A 16,893-nucleotide genomic window follows, 5' to 3' on the forward strand; every position below is an offset into this window, starting at 1 on the left:
TCCGTTTGAGCGCCCGCTCCTAAAATAATTTTGAACCATAGAAGCAGCGGCGCTCGAACGGTGCTACTGGAATAACTTCCAAACAGCGCCATTAACGGTATTTCTATGCAAATGTCTTCAAGGCCTTCCTTCCTGCTCTGCACAATCGGGCTTGTGATTCTTGCAAAGGCGGCATGGGCGCAAGACGCCTTGCAGGGATTCTCCGCGCCGCCACGCACCGCACCAATACGCGCCGCGCCCGTTCCGCGCGCCGCCAGTTGCCATAACGGCGCGAGCTTCGACCGTTTTCTCGCCGATCTGAAACAACAGGCGCTCGCCGCGGGCGTCTCGCAGCGCGCGATCGGCGAAGCCTCACCCTACCTCGTCTACGACCAGGGCATCGTCAATCGCGACCGCGGCCAGCGCGTGTTCGGTCAGGTCTTCACCGAGTTCTCCGGCCGCATGGCCGCGCCCTACCGCATGCAGCAGGGCCAGGCGCACATCAAAACCTATGCCGCTGCGTTTGCGCGCGCCGAGAAGGAATATGGCGTGCCGCCGGCCGTGATCGCGGCGTTCTGGGGACTTGAAAGCGATTTCGGCGCCAACATGGGCAACCTGCCGACGCTGCGCTCGCTGGTGTCGCTCGCCTACGATTGCCGGCGCACCGAGCGTTTCGCGGGCGAGACCATCGCGGCGCTCAAGATTGTCGATCGCGGCGATCTCTCGCCCGGTGAAATGATCGGCTCCTGGGCCGGTGAACTCGGCCAGACGCAATTTCTGCCAACGCATTATTTCAACTATGCCGTGGATTACGGCGGCCGGCGCAATCTGCTCAGCAGCCCTGAGGACGTGATCGGTTCGACGGCGAACTATATCGCCACCGGACTGAAATGGCGGCGCGGCGAACCCTGGTTGCAGGAAGTCCGCGTGACGACATCAGCGAATTTCCCGTGGGATCAGGCCGACCTTACGATTCGTCTGCCGCGCTCGAAATGGGCGCAGCTTGGCGTCAAATATCCGGATGGCCGGCCGCTGCCCGACGACGATATGCCGGCCTCGCTGCTTCTGCCGATGGGCCGCAACGGGCCGGCGTTCCTCGCCTATGCCAATTTCGCCGCCTACACCGAATGGAATAACTCGCTGATCTATTCGACGACCGCCGGCTATCTCGCCACCCGCATCGCGGGTGCGCCACCGATGCTGCGGCCGAGCGCGCCGGTGGCGCAGTTGCCTGTGAACGAATTGCGCGAGCTACAGCAATTGTTGGTGCGCGCAGGCTATGACGTCGGCAAGATCGACGGCGTGATGGGTCAGCAGAGCCGCAGTGCCGTGAAGGCGATGCAAATGAAGTTCGGCCTCCCGGCAGACTCCTGGCCGACGGCCGAATTGCTGGCGCGGATGCGGGGGCCCCGTGCGCAGCCCGCGACGGCCGCGTCTATGCCGCTGCCAAGATAATATCTGGCCAGGTTTTGGCTCGAAGAGAGTTGTAATATTCCAAGGGTCATCCCATCTGTGGCACACGCCGTTCGGCGCCAGAAAATCCATGCCACGAAAGAGCATCACATGTCCTTTTACGACGCCTCCGTCCCCGCATTCCTCCAGATCCTCGGCAGCCTGTCGGGCATTCTCGCCAAAGCGGAGGCGCACTGCGCCGCAAAAAACATCCAGCCCGACGTGCTGTTGAGCGCGCGGCTCTATCCGGACATGCTGCCGCTGTCGAAGCAGATCCAGCTGGCGTGCGATTTCTCGGCCAAGGGCTGCGCCCGCCTCGCCCACGTCGACGTGCCCTCGACGCCCGATACCGAGAAGACGTTCGGCGAATTGCGCCAGCGGCTGGCCAACACCATCGACTACATCAAGAAATTCACCCCGGCCCAGTTTGAAGGCGGCAACAGCAAAGAGGTCACCTTCCCGATCGGCGCCGACAAAACCCTGACGCTGAAAGGCCAGGAATTCCTCAACCGCTTTGCCTTCCCGAATTTCTACTTCCATGCCTCGATCGCCCACGGCATCCTGCGCCACAATGGTGTCGAGATCGGCAAGCGCGATTTTCTTGGCGTCGCTTGACCGAGTGATCTCTGCCAAAAAGGGCGCCGGAAGAAGAATGGATGTGTCTTCCGGAGCCTGTTTCAAGCAAATCATACCGTCTAGCGATTTCGTGATCGTGGTCGGCTTGCCATGGCCTGCCGCAATGCACACGTCGAGTTGATTCCCGCCGCTCCTCTTAACCCTCCGAGATCACCCAAATGAGCACGTCCAAACTTCTCGAACCGTTCAAGCTTGGTCCGATCACGCTTCCCAACCGCTTTGCCATGGCCCCTTTGACCCGTAACCGCGCCGTGGCAGGCTTGGTGCCCAATGCGCTCGCGATTGAATATTATGGACAGCGGGCCTCCGCCGGACTGCTGATCTCGGAAGCCACACAAGTCTCGCAGCAGGGCCAGGGCTACCAGGACACGCCCGGCATTTATTCGAAAGAGCAGATTGCCGGATGGCGCAAGGTCACCGACCGCGTGCACGCCAAGGGCGGTCATATCTTCCTTCAGCTCTGGCATGTCGGCCGCATCTCCCACACCTCGCTTCAACCGAAAGGCGGCGCGCCGGTTGCCCCGTCGGCGATCCGCGCCAATACCAAGACCTTCGTCGGCGGCACCTTTGCCGACGTATCCGAGCCGCGGGCGCTCGAATTGTCCGAAATTCCCGGCATCATCGATGACTTCAAAAAAGGTGCAGCGAATGCGATCGCAGCCGGCTTCGATGGCGTCGAGATCCATGGTGCCAACGGATACCTGCTCGATCAGTTCGCCAAGGACGGCGCCAACAAGCGCACTGATGCTTACGGCGGTTCGATTGAGAACCGCGCGAAGCTGATGTTAGAGGTGTCCAAGGCGGTGGTCGCTGAGGTCGGCGCCGAGCGCACCGGCATCCGCATCTCTCCGGTGACGCCGGCCAACGACGTCTCCGACTCCAATCCGCAGCCGCTGTTCGACCACATCGTCGACCACCTCAATGTGCTGAAGCTCGTCTATATCCACGTCATCGAAGGCGCGACCGGCGGCCCGCGCGACGTCGCACCGTTCGACTATCGCTCGTTGCGCAACCGTTTCAAGGGCGCCTACATCGCCAACAACGGTTACGACTTCGAACTCGCCAACAAGGTACTGTCGGCCAACGAGGCGGACCTGATCGCCTTCGGGAAGCTGTTCATTTCCAATCCGGATCTCGTCGAGCGTTTCAAGCGCGGTGCGTCGCTCAATGCGTTCGACAAGAACACCTTCTATGGCGGCGGCGCCAAGGGATATACGGATTATCCGGCGCTCGAATCCGCCGACGCTGCGGAGTGACATAAAAAATCGGGGCCAGCGTCTGGCATTGTCTATGCCGGCTGGTCCCGATTGCCGCTTGTGCTGCGCCATAGCCAGATCACAAGAGATCCGGAGCGACCGCGAATCCGGGTTTCTTCCGGCCCAACCAGATCACCTGACTTGAACAAGGCGCAGTCTCGCCCCGAGGCGCGAAGCAATTCGTCGCTCACCGCAAGTTCCGCGCCGTGACTTGCCGCCACTTCCATCAGCCGGCTCGCCACGTTGACGGTGTCTCCTGTCGCCGTGATGTGTTGATAACTTCTGCCGCCGAGCCTCGAGGCAACGATCAAACCGAAATGACCGCCGACCTTGAATCCAAGATTCGACGGGGTCGTAAGCCGCAGCGAGACGAGCCAGAGCCCGACGCTGTTGCAAAGGTTCACCGCACACTGCGCCGCCCTCGCCGCATCGTCCGTTGCCGGCGCAGGCAAGCCGAACAAGATCATCGCACCATCGCCTTGAAAACTGGTGATCATGCCGCCGCAGGCGATTGCTTCCCGGTCGACGATAGCGTGAAATTCTTTCAACAGATCGCGCGTTCTGTCCGGACCGAGCGCTTCACTCAGTGATGTGAAGCCGGACAGATCGACAAAGACGATCGCCGCATTCTGGCGTACCGGCTCTGCGAGAAAGTTCGGATCCCGAGCGAGCCAGTTCTGGATGGCGGGCGCCTGAAACTGTTCCAGCAATTCGTTCCTGGCCGCAAAATATTGCGCCTGGCGCCTCCCCGACCACAGTTGCAGCGATGCGAAAAGAACCACCGGTACCGCGGCAGCGGCGACGGGGACAGCCGCGCTCATAACGATACCGGACGAAAATGCCAGGAAATTCCCCGCGGCCCAGTTCAGACCGACGACGGCTGCGAGAATAAGCCCCACAGCACTGCGCCGCCAGGCAAGCAGCCCGACAAGAATCGCCGGAAACAAGACAGCAACAATGCCGTCCGCAATCCGAACCGAACGGTCCCGCAACGGACCATCGCCGGCGAGCAAGTGGGTGATCGCCGTCGAGATGACTTCCACGCCCGGCATCAACCGGTCAAATGGGCTGGAAAAGAAATCGCTGCCGCCGCTGACGGTCGCGCCCACAACGACGATCCGGTTTCGAATATCATCGGCCGATATCTCGCCGGCGAGCACGGATGCCGCGCTCACAGTCCGGATCGTCCGCCGCGGCCCATAGAATGTAATGGGCAAGGTATGATCGAGATCCGTCGATACCGAACGTTGCCCCAACGTCAGACGGTCCGGCTCAATGGTGGGTTCTCGTCCGACGGCCAGCGCGGCGACGCGCAACGGAAACGACAGCTCGACCCTGTCAGCCGTGCGAAACAGCATCGGAACGGATCGGGGCGTACCAGCCTGGTCGGTCGCCACGTTGACGACGCCGATACTGGCATGATCGGCGAATCTCTTCAGCGGCAGCAGGAATCTTTCAGCCGCCGGCAACCGGGCAAGAGGTCCCTCGTCCTGTTCTGAAGAGATCGACTGCGTAGCTTCCGGAAAGATCGCAGCAGCAGCAATGACGGCCGGGCGCACCGATAGCGATTTCGCCAGAGCCTCATCGGCATCCGCCGCGCCGTTGTCGACCAGAAGCAGATCGACGGCGATGACCTTTGGTTCAAGCCGTGCGATCGCTTCAACGATCCTGGCAAGGTCGGTTCGGGGCAGCGGGTAAAGCCCGCGTAACTTCACGATGTCGTCGTCGATGGCGACAATGGTCACAAGATCAGGCGGCACCCTTTTGCCACGGGCGAGCGTCCTGATATCGATCGTTGCGGAGTCGATCCGATCAAGAAATCGCAGGCCTCCGCGGCTGTGCTCGAAATAGATGCCAAACCCCCAGATCGCTGCCAACGCCACGGCAATCAAAGTCTGGAGATGGCGGCCGGTCATCTGACCTATTGTCCGAGCCGCGCCAACAATGCCGAGGCACGCGCAGGCGCCCAGCGCTTCACCGCTAGCGGGTTTCCCGGCTCGACGTCCACGCCTTCGCCAGCCCGCAAGGTCACGCCACGACTGCCGCTTCTCCTGGTAACGCCGACTTGTCCGTGGACGACGAAGACCGAAGACTTGTCGCCGTTGACGTCGACGGCCCACTTCGTGCCGCGGACTGCCGCGATTGCCTGCGGGGTAATGACCTGAAACATGTTTCCGCCTGACTTCGGCGGGACCTCGACCAACAACGCCTTGCCATCCAGTTCGACCGCATCCACGCGGCCTTGACGGCCGCGGTGCAAGGTATAGTGCGCGCCATTTTCAGCGACGATCGTAATCCCTCCGTCGCAATGCAACGTTTGCGTCATACCCGGCGAGTTTTCCGAGGAGCAGCCCTGATCGGCTTGTTGTGCGGCGGCAATGTCAATTGAGGCTAGCGCACAAGCGAGCACAACAACTCCCGCCTTGAATCCTTTCATGAAAAGTCCTCCTGACTCCAACTTTACAATACAGGGGATCGAACGCCTATTCTGCCACGTTGTCATGGACACGGGTAAGGGAAAGCGCGGTGCGCGATGCGGCGGAGAAGCGCAGAAAACGAACCTGAAACGGTGCAACTACGCCGGCACCGGCGGTGGCGCCTGCTGCACAACATGCGGGTGACCGTCATCGTCGATCGCGACATAGGTGAAATTGCCATCAGTCACCAGGATCGACTGCATCTCCTTGCGGCGAAGCACCCAGGCCTCGAGATGCACCGTGATCGACGTATGGCCGATCTTTACCAGATTGGCGTGCACGGAAACGAGATCGCCGACGTAGACGGGTTTACGGAAATTCATCGCTTCGATCGCAACCGTCACCGTGCGCGATTTCGCGATTTTTGAGGCGAACACACCGCCGCCAACATCCATCTGGCTGAGCAGCCAGCCGCCGAAAATATCGCCGTTCTGGTTGGTATCGGCCGGCATGGCCAGCGTACGGATGCAGAGATCGCCGCACGGCTCGATCTCGGTGACGGGCGGGGCGTGGACGGCTTGGGAATCGGTCATGTCGGAGATGGCTCGCTAGCGAATCTAGATTATTTGAAACTATCCCACCCCGCATCCGGGGTGAACCGGCCGCCGAATTTCGCGGCCAATTTCTGCAACGTCGAGGCCACGTCCGCCGCGCCGCGCGTCCGCGCGTAGTTCAATGGACCGCCGCGGAACGGTGCATAGCCCGTGCCGAAGATCATGGCGCCGTCGACCATGTCGGCATCGTCGACAATCCCTTCGCGCAGGCAGGCGACGCAGACGTTCGACATCGGCAGGATCAGCCGGTCGATCATTTCCGCATCCGGCTCGGCCGTGCCCGAGGACGCTTGCGGCTTGTCGGCCTTGCCGTCCTTCCACACGTAGAAGCCCTTGCCCGTCTTGCGGCCAAGCTCGCCCTTGGTGACCTTGTCGCGCAGCCATGCCGGCGTCGGCGGCAGCAGGTCACCGAACTTCGAGCGCAGCATGTCGCCGACGGCAAGGCAAATATCGAGCCCGACCTGATCGGCCAACTCAATTGGCCCCATTGGCATGCCGAACTTCTCCGCCGCCCGATCGATGGTGACCTTGTCGACCTTCTCGTCGAGCAACACCATCGCTTCCAGCATGTAGGGCGTCAGCGCGCGATTGACGACAAAACCCGGCGAACTCTTGACCGGAAGCGGCAGGCGATCGATCGCGCCGACAAAGGCCAATGCCTCCTTCAAGAGTTGCGGATCGGTGCCATCATGGCTGACGACCTCGACCAGTTGCAGCCGCGACACCGGATTGAAGAAGTGCAGGCCGAGCAACCGCCCGGGTTTTGCCAGTGTCGTGCGCAAATCCTGGAGCGGAATGCTCGACGTGTTGGTGGCAAGAATCGCGCCCGCCTTCATCCGCGGCTCGACGCCGGCATAGACCTTCTGCTTCAGCTCGAGCTTTTCCGGCACCGCTTCGATGATGAGGTCCGCCGTACGTACACCCTCCCCGTCGAGATCCGGTACCAGCCGATCGAGCGCGTCGCGAACGTCAGTGCGCTTGCGAATGATCTTGCCGAACAGATCCGCCGCACGCTTGATCGCGCCCGCGATCGGTTCCGGCTTCATGTCGGCGAGCGTGGCCTTTAATCCTTGATTGGCGCACCAGGCCGCGATATCGCCACCCATGGCGCCGGCGCCGATGACATGCACATGTTCGATTCCGTTGCCGGAGCCGGCATGCTTCTTCATCTGGTCGCGCAGGAAGAACACCCGGATCAGGTTCTGCGCCGTCGGCGTCACCATCAGATGCGCGAACGAGCTCTTCTCCGCCGCCAGCATCGCGGCCTTGTTGCCGCCGTGCTTCTCCCAGAGATCGATCAGGCCGTAAGGCGCAGGATAGTGCTCCGCCGGGGCACTCTTCGCCGCTTCGCTACGCATGCGTGAAGCGAGAAAGCCGCGCACGGGACCTGAATTCAGCACCGTGTTGAGCAAGCCGGGCTTGGCGCGCTTGAGCCGGCCAAACACGGCGTCCTTCACCGCATTGCGGACGTGCCGTTCTTCCGTCACGGCATCGACGAGGCCGAGCGACTTGGCCCGGCGCGCATCGATGGTCTTGCCGGTGAGCATCAGCGTCATCGCCTGCATCGGATTGATGAGTTCGGTGAAGCGCGCGGTGCCGCCGAGGCCGGGATGAAGTCCGAGCATGACCTCCGGGAAACCGAAGCGGGCATCCGAAATGGCGATGCGCGCCTGACAAGCCAGCGCGACTTCCAGCCCGCCGCCGAGGCAAAAGCCGTGGATCACGGCCAGGGTCGGAAACTTCACCGCCTCGATCCGGTCGATCACCGCATGCGCGCGCGAAATCTGCGCCTCGACTGCCGCTGCGTCGCTCGCGCCGCGGAATTCGTTGACGTCCGCACCGGCGATGAAGCCGGAGGTTTTCGCGGAACGGATGACCAGCCCGGTCGGCCGTTCGCTTTCGAGCGCCGCCAACACCGTATCGAACTCGGTCAATACGTCGGCTGACAACGTATTGGCACTGGCGCCTTCGCGGTCGAACAGCAACCACGCAACACCATCCGTGTCGCGTGTCAGCTTGAAATGGCGATAGGGCCCGCTTGCGACGGGCTTCGGGCCGAGCTCCAGCACGCGATCGGCGAGTACGTCGAGGATTTTGCTTTCCATGACGTCCCCTTACACCGTCTCGATCAACATGGCGCCGCCCTGCCCGCCGCCGATACATTCGGTCGCAATACCGCGTTTGGTGCCGAGCCGCTTCATCGCATTGACGAGGTGCAGCACGATGCGGTTGCCGCTGGTTCCGACGGGATGACCAAGGCTGATGGCGCCGCCGTCAACGTTGAGCTTGCTCTGATCGATCTGCCCCGCGGCGCCGTCGAGGCCTAAAACCTCGCGGCAGAACTTGTCGTCATTCCACGCCGCCAGACATCCCAGCACCTGCGTGGCGAAAGCTTCATTCAATTCCCAGGTCTCGATATCGCCGAGCGCGAGCTTGTTTCGCTTCAGGAGTTCAGTCGCGGACATGACCGGCCCCAACCCCATGATCGATGGATCGAGCGCCGCCCAATGGCTGTCGACGATCACGGCCTTTGGCGTGAGGCCATGCTTTTTCACCGCTTCTTCCGAAGCAAGGATGGTCCAGGACGCGCCGTCGGTGATCTGCGAGGAATTGCCGGCGGTGACCTGGCCCCAAGGCCGCTCGAACACCGGCTTGAGGGTGGCGAGTTTTTCCGGCGTGGAATCCGGCCGCACGCCGTCATCGTGATCGTAGAACTTGCCGTCGCGTGCGAACGCCGTTTCGACCTCGCCCTTGAGGAAGCCGCTCTCTTGCGCATGCGCCAGCCGCTTGTGGCTTTCGGCGGCATAGGCGTCCGACTGTTCGCGCGTGATGCCGAAGAGATGGCCCACGACTTCCGCCGTCTGGCCCATGTTCAGCTCAGTAATCGGATCGGTCAGCCCGCGCTCAAGGCCGATGATCGGCTTGAAATAAGAGGGCCGCGTTTTGGCGATCGCAGCCAGCTTCGCCAGGATTCCCTTGGCGGTCGCAAGCCCGGCAAACCAGCGAACGCCGGCTTGCGGCCATACCAGCGGCGCGTAACTCAGCGCCTCGGTCCCGCCGGCCAGGATCATCTCCGAGATGCCTTCGCGGATGTAGCGATAGGCGGTGTCGATCGATTGCATGCCGCTTCCGCAATTGATCTGCACGGTGAAAGCCACCATCCGCTCGCCCATGCCGAGCCGAAGTGCGGCGACCCGCGCCGGGTTCATCTCGTCGGCGATGACGTTGACGCAGCCGAGGATGACTTGATCAAAGGCATCGGGCGCGAAAGGCTGTCGCGCCAGCAGCGGCCGGCCGCATTGAACGGCGAGATCGACCGGCGTGAAAGGTCCGGGACCCGTGCGTGCCTTCAGGAACGGCGTCCGGCTGCCGTCGACAATAAAGACCGGTCGCGCCATCAGCTTGCCGCCCTCTGCTCACCCAGCTCCTGAAAGAACTGGCGCACGTTCGGCTTCTTGTAGATCGGCGACAAGGCCTCCGGCGCGAAGTCATCGACCTCGATCACCTTCGCAGCCGCCTCGTGTGCGGCCTGGAGCTGTTCGCCCTCGACTTGCGTAATGACGCCGCGTTTCACCGCTTCCTGCCAATCGTGCAGATGCGCCGCACGCATGCGCTTGGAGATCTCCTCGGCGGCGGTGACGAGAAGGAACGCCTTCTCCAGCCGCGCCACGCCACCGTCGTCGTCGACATGGGCGAGATCCGGCGTCAGCCGGTCGCGCACCGCGGACGGTTCCAGCACAAGCTGGGCGCATTCATGCACCACGCGGTCGGACGGCCCGAGCACGCGCGCACCGAACGGCTGAACAACAAACTTCAGGATGATCGCCACGAACCGATTGGGCAGGTTCGCCAGAATTTCCGCAAAGCGGTTCTCGATGGTGCGGAAGCCGCTCGCCATGCACCATTCGAGCGCGGCGAAATCGGCCGTCTGCCGTCCCTCGTCCTGCCAGCGCTTGAGCGCCGCCGAGAGAAGATACAGTTCGGACAGGATGTCGCCAAAGCGCGCCGAGAGCATTTCCTTGCGTTTGAGCGCGCCGCCGAGCGTCAGCAACGCCATGTCGGCGCAAAGCGCAAACGCCGACGAATAGCCCGAAAGCTGGCGATAGAATTGCGTCGCATCGCCGGCATCGGGCGCCGGCGCGAACATCCCGCCGGTCCAGCTGCGGCCGAGAGCGCGGAACAGCGTGACCACGCTGTGCCCGACATGTTTCCAGAATGCGTCATCGAACGCATCCAGGCCCTTGGCGCGGTCCTGCTCGCCGAGCGCATTCATTTCCAGCAGGAGATACGGATGGGCGCGGATCGCGCCCTGCCCGAATACGATCAGGTTACGGGTGAGGATATTGGCGCCCTCCACCGTGATGCCGACCGGCACCGAGCGATAGAGATTGCCGAGGTAGTTCTGCGGCCCGTCGATCACGGCCTTGCCGCCGTGGATATCCATGGCGTCGTCGATCGCAATCCGCATGCGCTCGGTCGCTTGCAGCTTCATGATGCCGGAAATCACCGCTGGATGATGACCCTCGTTCAGCGCCGCGCAGGTCAGCCGCCGCGCGCCATCGAGCAGGTAAGCGGTACCCGCGATACGCGCGAGCGGCTCCTCGATGCCTTCGAACTTGCTGATCGAAATACCGAACTGCTCGCGGATGCGCGCATAGGCGCCGGTGGTGCGCGCCGCGTAGGCAGCACCTGCCGCCGACAGCGACGGCAACGAAATGCCGCGGCCGGCGGCAAGCGCCGTCATCAGCATCTTCCAGCCCTGACCGAGGCGTTCTTTTCCGCCGATGATATAGTCAAGCGGGATGAAGACGTCCTTGCCCCAGTTCGGGCCGTTCTGAAACACCTGCATCGCCGGCAAATGACGATGTCCGATGGAGACGCCCGGAAGCTCGGTCGGGATCAGCGCAACCGTGATGCCGAGCTCTTCCTCGGTGCCTACGAGATGATCGGGGTCATAGGCCTTGAACGCGAGTCCCAGCAAGGTCGCGACCGGACCCAACGTGATATAGCGCTTGTGCCAGTTGAGACGAAGGCCAGTAACCTCCTTGCCATCGAACGTGCCCTTGCAGATCACGCCACTGTCGACCATCGAGGCCGCATCGGAGCCCGCCTCCGGGCTGGTCAGGCCGAAGCAGGGAATGTCGCGGCCATCGGCCAATCGCGGCAGCCAGCGTTCCTGCTGGTCCCTGGTGCCGAAGCGCATCAGGAGTTCGCCGGGCCCGAGCGAGTTCGGCACCATCACCGTGACGGCGGCGACCAGCGACCGCGACGACAGCTTGCGCACCACTTCGGAATGCGCATAAGGCGAAAAGCCCAAGCCCCCGTGTTCCTTCGGAATAATCATCCCGAAGAACCTATTCTGCTTGATGAAGTCCCAGACCTCGGGCGGCAGGTCGCGCCATTCCCAGTTGATCTTCCAGTCGTCGAGCATCGCGCAGAGCTCGTCGACCGGACCATGGAGGAAAGCCTGCTCCTCGGCCGTCAGCGTCGCCGGCGCCTGCTTCAGCAGTTTCGACCAGTCGGGATTGCCGGTGAAAAGGTCCGCATCCCACCAGACGTCGCCCGCCTCCAGCGCCTCGCGCTCGGTGTCGGACATCGACGGCAAGACCCCGCGCGCCCAGGAGAATATCGGCTTGGTGATGAAATCGCGGCGAAAGGAGCTCATGGCGATGTCCTCAGATATCGGCGGCGCGGGCCGTAATTCTAACTGAATAAACCGGATTCGGGTGAACAGTTCGCCCCGAAAAAAGGACAAATTGATGCGGCGCCATCGGAACGAATATTTACGTTCTTGGCCGGAAACACCGGTTTTTATTGGGCTTTAGCGTTGCGATTCACTGAATGTACGGTCGGAGGAAGACCTCAATCCGGCCGCGTCATCTCGAACATCGCGTCCTCGCGAATCTCGAAATAATCGCCCCTGCGGCCCGCGCGTACGATGGGGTGAGCGAGCGCGGTCTGGTAGACGCCGTCCCGGATCATGGCCTTGTCGATGTGGACGGCAACGACCTCGCCCAGCGTCAGCCAGGCATCGGCCAGCCTGCCGTCGGCCCGCTGCAACTGAATCACCTGGGTCAGCTTGCATTCGAACGAAACCGGGCTTTCGGCGACGCGCGGCACGTTGACGATCTTGCACGGCGCAGGCGTCAGGCCGGCGATCGAGAACTCGTCGACCTCGCGGGCGACGTGGGCTGCGGTCGCATTCATCTGCTTCGCCAGATCCCTGGTGGCAAGATTCCAGACGAACTCGCCGGTTTCCCGGATGTTATTGACGCTGTCTTTCCACGAGGTCGAGGAAAAGCCGATGATCGGCGGCACGTAGCAGAAGCCGTTGAAAAAACTGTACGGCGCCAGATTGACGTTGCCCTTGCCGTCGCGCGATGAAATCCAGCCGATCGGCCGCGGCGCGACGATGGCGTTGAACGGATCGTGCTTGAGGCCGTGGCCATTCTTCGGCTCGTAATAGTGCAGATCTTTTTCGGTCACTTGTTTCCCCTCAATGGTCATCGCTGCAAGCAACGTACCCCTTCATCATGGCCGGGCGTAGCCGTTCGAAGAACGGCGTCGCTTCCGCTCGCCTATGCCCCGGCCATCCACGTCTTTGTCTCGAACGCAAAGAAAGCAAGACGTGGATCACCGGGTCAAGCCCGGTGATGACGCCGGATAGACCGGCGTTCTCACGAATGCTTGCGCGTGGCCAGCCCGACCAGCAGGAAATCGATCATCTGCTCGATCGGCGCGTGGGGCTTGGGCTTGTTGACGGCCTGGGCAATCATCTGCGGATGAAAATAACCCATCATGCCCTGGCAGATGCACAGGGCGGTTAACGGCACATCCTGCGCCTCGAATTCGCCAGAGGCGACACCTTGCGCGACCACGCCGGCGATGGATTCGACGACGGTCTGCATATGCGCAACACAGACCTCCCAGCTCTCTTCCATCGCGATCTCGACCATCTCATGCAGCTTGGAATCGCCGACAAAGCGCTCCGAGTTCATGCGATGGATCGTGGACAACAACTCCCGCAAACGCGGCGTTGCGGGGCCGGGCTTCGCCATGATGGCCTGGGCGGCCACCTCCACCTCGCCCATCAGGATGCGGGCGACGCCCTCATGGATCGCCTTCTTCGAATCGAAGAAGCGATACACATTGGCCGGGCTCATATGCAGCGCCTTGGCGATGTCGCCGACGGTGGTCTTCTGGTAGCCGAGTTCGCGGAACAGGCGTTCCGCCACCACGAGAATCCGCTCTCTCGTGTCCGGCTCCATCGTTTCGGTAATCAGCGTCATATCTCTACTCAGTCCAGCCTGCTCGGTTCGAGCAGGCCCATTTTGCAAACGCCCTCAAAGCGCCGATGTTCAATCATTGCCGATGTTCAATCATTCAGCCGCAGCTAATGGAAATACCGGCTGGACGTTGTCCTGGTGCTGCAGCGCGAGGCCAACATGAACGCTTCCGCCGCTTTCTTCAAGGCTTTTGCGGAACCACAGTGCATAGAGGCCCGGCAGATACAGCAAGGTCAGGAAGGTCGCAACGAACAGCCCTCCCATGATCGTGATGGCCATCGGCCCCCAAAACGCCGAGCGCGACAGCGGAATCATTGCCAGAATCGCAGCGAGCGCCGTCAGCACCACCGGCCTGGCACGCCGGACGGTGGCTTCGATGATGGCCTCGCGCCGGGTCAGGCCGTCGGCGACGTCGCTCTCGATCTGATCGACCAGGATCACGGCATTGCGCATGATCATGCCGGCGAGCGCGATCAGGCCGAGCAGCGCCACGAAGCCAAAGGGCTGGTTGGCGACGTTCAAGCCCAACGAAGCACCGACGATGCCGAGCGGCGCGGTCAGAAACACCAGGAACAGGCGCGAGAAGCTCTGCAACTGGATCATCAGAAGCGTCAGCATCACGATCACCATCAGCGGAAACAGCACGAAGATCGAGGCGTTGCCCTTCTCGGATTCCTCGAACGCGCCGCCCGGCTCGATGCGGTAGGCCGGCTCGAGGTGGTCGCGGATCTCCTTGAGCTGCGGCCAGATCTGGTTGGTCACGTCAGGCGCTTGCACGCCGTCGACGACCTCGGCACGCACCGTGATCGCCATGTCGCGGTTGCGCCGCCAGATGATCGGCTCCTCGTGGGAGTATTCGATCTTGGCGATTTGCGTCAGCGGCACCGCCACGCCGTTGCGCGAGGTCACGGTGAGATCGCCGACATGGCCGAGATCGAGCCGCTCCGACGGGACGGCGCGCGCCACCACGTCGACCTTCTCGATGCCGTCACGCACGGTCGTCACCGGTACGCCCGAGATCAGCATCGCGAGCGCCTGCGAGACGTCCTGCGGCGTCAGGCCAAGCGCACGGGCGCGATCCTGATCGACGACGAGCTTGAGATACGGCGACTGTTCGTTCCAGTCGAGTTGCGCTTCCCGGATATTTTTGTTCTGCCCGACGATGTCGCGCACCTTGTAGGCGATATCGCGCACGACCTGCGGATCGGGTCCGATCACGCGGAACTGGACCGGGAAGCCGACCGGCGGACCGAAATTGAAGCGGTCGACGCGCACGCGCGCTTCCGACAGATCGCCCTCTTCCGCCGCCTGCTCGATCTTCGCCTTGATCCGCTCGCGCGCCTCCACATTCTTGGCGACGATCACGATCTCGGCGAATGCCTCGTTCGGGAGCTGCGGGTTTAATCCGAGCCAGAAACGCGGCGAGCCCTGGCCGACATAGGACGTATAGGTCGCGATGTCCTTGTCGTCCTTGAGCAGCTCTTCGGCCTTCTTCACCGACTTTTCAGTCACGTTAAAGGCGGTGCCTTCCGGCAGACGGAGCTGCAAAAACAGTTCGGGGCGCTCCGACAGCGGAAAGAACTGCTGCTGGACGTGACCGAACGCAACGATCGAGAGCACGAAGACGCCGGCGGTCGCAAGCACGGTCTTGACCCGGTGGTCGACGCACCACTGGATGACGCGGCGCAAGCCACGGTACATCCGCGTGTCGTAGATCGCATGCGGATCGTGATTCTGATGCAGCCTGATGTTCGGCAGCAGCTTGACGCCGATATAGGGCGTGAAGATCACCGCGACGAACCAGGAGGCGACCAGCGCGATCGCCACGATCCAGAAAATGCCGCCGGCATATTCGCCGACCGCCGAATTGGCGAAGCCGATCGGCAGGAAGCCCGCGGCGGTGACCAGCGTGCCTGTCAGCATCGGAAAGGCCGTCGATTCCCAGGCAAAGGACGCCGCACGGATGCGGTCCCAGCCCTGCTCCATCTTCACCACCATCATCTCGACCGCGATGATGGCGTCGTCGACCAGAAGGCCGAGCGCGATGATCAGGGCGCCGAGCGTGATACGATGCAGGTCGAGCGACATCGCGTCCATCACGATGAACACGATGGCGAGCACCAGCGGCACCGAGGCCGCCACCACGATACCGGTACGCCATCCGAGGGCGAGGAAGCTGACAAACAGCACGATCGCGAGCGCTTCGACAAAGGAATGCACGAATTCGCTGACGGCATGCTCGACCACTTCCGGCTGATCGGCGATGCGGTCGACGTTGATACCCTGCGGCACTGCTTTCATGAATTCATTGGTCGCGGCCGTCACTTCCTTGCCGAGTTCGAGGATGTTGGCTCCCTTGGCCGTGACCACGCCGACGCCGATGGCGGGCTTGCCTTCCTGGCGCACGACAAAGCTCGGCGGATCGACAAAGCCGTGGTTGACGGTTGCGATATCGCCCAGGCGGAATACGCGGCCGTTGCTTTCGACCGGCGTCTCCGCGACCGCCTTGGCGCCATCGAGCGCGCCGGTGACGCGCAGCGGCACGCGTTGCGACGACGTCTCGACCGTACCAGCCGGCACCACGTTGTTCTGTTTGGCGAGCGAATCGAACAGTGCCTGCGGCGTGATGCCAAGCGTGGCGAGTTTCGCGTGTGAAAACTCAACGAAGATCTTTTCGTCCTGCGTGCCGTAGATATCGACCTTGGTCACGCCGGTGACTTTCAGGAGGCGCTGACGCAGGCCTTCGGCGGCCTTCTTGAGCTGGGCGTAATCGGCGCCGTCGCTGGTCATCATGTAGAGGATGGAATCGACGTCGGAGAATTCGTCGTTGACGACCGGCCCGAGCAGGCCTGCGGGCAACTGGCCCTGCACGTCGACGAGCTTCTTGCGCAACAGATAGAACAGGTACGGCACGTCCTTTGGCGGCGTGGAATCGCGGAAGGTGACTTGCAACGCGGTGAAGCCGGGCTTGGAATAGGTCTGCACCTTTTCGAAATAGGGCAGTTCCTGCATCTTCTTCTCGATGGGATCGGCGACCTGTTCCTGGATCTCCTTGGTGGTGGCGCCCGGCCAGAACGCCGAAACGTTCACCACCTTCACCGTGAAGAAGGGGTCCTCGGCCCGGCCGAGCTTCTGGTAGGAGAAGAACCCGGCGACGCCCAATGCGACGATCAGGAACAACACCAGCGCGGGATGACTGACCGCCCAGGCCGACAGGTTGAAGCGCTTCATCGGACTCTCCAATGCCTTATCT

General features: G+C 62.2%; 12 protein-coding genes. 3 read left to right on the forward strand and 9 right to left on the reverse strand.

All coding sequences use genetic code 11. From position 1 onward, the window contains the following. Positions 1-111: 111 nt before the first annotated feature. From BUA38_RS05415 to BUA38_RS05425, 3 genes are all read left to right on the forward strand, one after another. Complete coding sequence (locus BUA38_RS05415) at positions 112-1,434, forward strand: lytic murein transglycosylase (protein ID WP_083587466.1); 1,323 nt, start codon at positions 112-114, stop codon at positions 1,432-1,434. Between the two features lie 108 nt (positions 1,435-1,542). Continuing rightward, positions 1,543-2,046 carry a DUF1993 domain-containing protein gene (locus BUA38_RS05420; RefSeq protein WP_072817041.1) on the forward strand — a complete coding sequence of 168 codons (504 nt, stop codon included), beginning with the start codon at positions 1,543-1,545 and terminating at the stop codon, positions 2,044-2,046. Positions 2,047-2,225: 179 nt separating this feature from the next. Beyond that, positions 2,226-3,323, forward strand: coding sequence for an alkene reductase (locus BUA38_RS05425; RefSeq protein ID WP_072817042.1), 1,098 nt, complete (start codon positions 2,226-2,228; stop codon positions 3,321-3,323). Between the two features lie 32 nt (positions 3,324-3,355). Here BUA38_RS05425 and BUA38_RS05430 read toward each other — a convergent pair whose 3' ends face one another. The 9 genes from BUA38_RS05430 to BUA38_RS05470 form a co-directional block, all read right to left on the reverse strand. Further along, the gene (locus BUA38_RS05430) at positions 3,356-5,239 is read right to left on the reverse strand and encodes a CHASE2 domain-containing protein (protein ID WP_072817043.1); all 1,884 of its coding nucleotides are present in this window, start codon (positions 5,237-5,239) and stop codon (positions 3,356-3,358) included. Positions 5,240-5,244: 5 nt separating this feature from the next. Continuing rightward, entirely contained in the window at positions 5,245-5,760 is a 516-nt protein-coding gene (locus tag BUA38_RS05435; protein ID WP_072817044.1) for a FecR domain-containing protein, read from the reverse strand. A 138-nt stretch (positions 5,761-5,898) separates the two neighbouring features. Then, positions 5,899-6,333 carry an acyl-CoA thioesterase gene (locus BUA38_RS05440; RefSeq protein WP_072817045.1) on the reverse strand — a complete coding sequence of 145 codons (435 nt, stop codon included), beginning with the start codon at positions 6,331-6,333 and terminating at the stop codon, positions 5,899-5,901. A 29-nt stretch (positions 6,334-6,362) separates the two neighbouring features. Then, positions 6,363-8,459 (reverse strand): 3-hydroxyacyl-CoA dehydrogenase NAD-binding domain-containing protein, encoded by a 2,097-nt coding sequence (locus tag BUA38_RS05445; RefSeq protein WP_072817046.1) that lies wholly within the window; start codon positions 8,457-8,459, stop codon positions 6,363-6,365. Between the two features lie 9 nt (positions 8,460-8,468). Further along, a complete protein-coding gene (locus BUA38_RS05450) occupies positions 8,469-9,752 on the reverse strand; it encodes an acetyl-CoA C-acetyltransferase (RefSeq protein WP_072817047.1) in 1,284 nt (427 codons plus the stop codon). After that, entirely contained in the window at positions 9,752-12,019 is a 2,268-nt protein-coding gene (locus BUA38_RS05455) for an acyl-CoA dehydrogenase (RefSeq protein WP_072817048.1), read from the reverse strand. The genes BUA38_RS05450 and BUA38_RS05455 overlap by 1 nt, the downstream gene beginning before the upstream one ends. Before the next feature lie 197 nt (positions 12,020-12,216). Continuing rightward, positions 12,217-12,840, reverse strand: a complete 624-nt coding sequence (locus tag BUA38_RS05460) for a flavin reductase family protein (RefSeq protein ID WP_072825849.1) — start codon at positions 12,838-12,840, stop codon at positions 12,217-12,219. A gap of 191 nt (positions 12,841-13,031) precedes the next feature. Next, on the reverse strand, positions 13,032-13,643 hold the full coding sequence (locus BUA38_RS05465; protein WP_072817049.1) for a TetR/AcrR family transcriptional regulator: 612 nt from the start codon (positions 13,641-13,643) through the stop codon (positions 13,032-13,034). 90 nt (positions 13,644-13,733) lie between these two features. Next, complete coding sequence (locus BUA38_RS05470; protein WP_072817050.1) at positions 13,734-16,871, reverse strand: efflux RND transporter permease subunit; 3,138 nt, start codon at positions 16,869-16,871, stop codon at positions 13,734-13,736. Positions 16,872-16,893: the final 22 nt, after the last annotated feature.

Origin of the sequence: Bradyrhizobium erythrophlei (genome assembly GCF_900142985.1) — a bacterium.
Taxonomy (GTDB): domain Bacteria; phylum Pseudomonadota; class Alphaproteobacteria; order Rhizobiales; family Xanthobacteraceae; genus Bradyrhizobium; species Bradyrhizobium erythrophlei_B.

Excerpts from the sequence above, each read along its gene's own strand:
- BUA38_RS05415 (WP_083587466.1), top strand. The coding sequence starts at position 112 with ATGTCTTCAAGGCCTTCCTTCCTGCTCTGCACAATCGGGCTTGTGATT.
- BUA38_RS05420 (WP_072817041.1), top strand. The coding sequence starts at position 1,543 with ATGTCCTTTTACGACGCCTCCGTCCCCGCATTCCTCCAGATCCTCGGC.
- BUA38_RS05425 (WP_072817042.1), top strand. The coding sequence starts at position 2,226 with ATGAGCACGTCCAAACTTCTCGAACCGTTCAAGCTTGGTCCGATCACG.
- BUA38_RS05430 (WP_072817043.1), bottom strand. The coding sequence starts at position 5,239 with ATGACCGGCCGCCATCTCCAGACTTTGATTGCCGTGGCGTTGGCAGCG.
- BUA38_RS05435 (WP_072817044.1), bottom strand. The coding sequence starts at position 5,760 with ATGAAAGGATTCAAGGCGGGAGTTGTTGTGCTCGCTTGTGCGCTAGCC.
- BUA38_RS05440 (WP_072817045.1), bottom strand. The coding sequence starts at position 6,333 with ATGACCGATTCCCAAGCCGTCCACGCCCCGCCCGTCACCGAGATCGAG.
- BUA38_RS05445 (WP_072817046.1), bottom strand. The coding sequence starts at position 8,459 with ATGGAAAGCAAAATCCTCGACGTACTCGCCGATCGCGTGCTGGAGCTC.
- BUA38_RS05450 (WP_072817047.1), bottom strand. The coding sequence starts at position 9,752 with ATGGCGCGACCGGTCTTTATTGTCGACGGCAGCCGGACGCCGTTCCTG.
- BUA38_RS05455 (WP_072817048.1), bottom strand. The coding sequence starts at position 12,019 with ATGAGCTCCTTTCGCCGCGATTTCATCACCAAGCCGATATTCTCCTGG.
- BUA38_RS05465 (WP_072817049.1), bottom strand. The coding sequence starts at position 13,643 with ATGACGCTGATTACCGAAACGATGGAGCCGGACACGAGAGAGCGGATT.
- BUA38_RS05470 (WP_072817050.1), bottom strand. The coding sequence starts at position 16,871 with ATGAAGCGCTTCAACCTGTCGGCCTGGGCGGTCAGTCATCCCGCGCTG.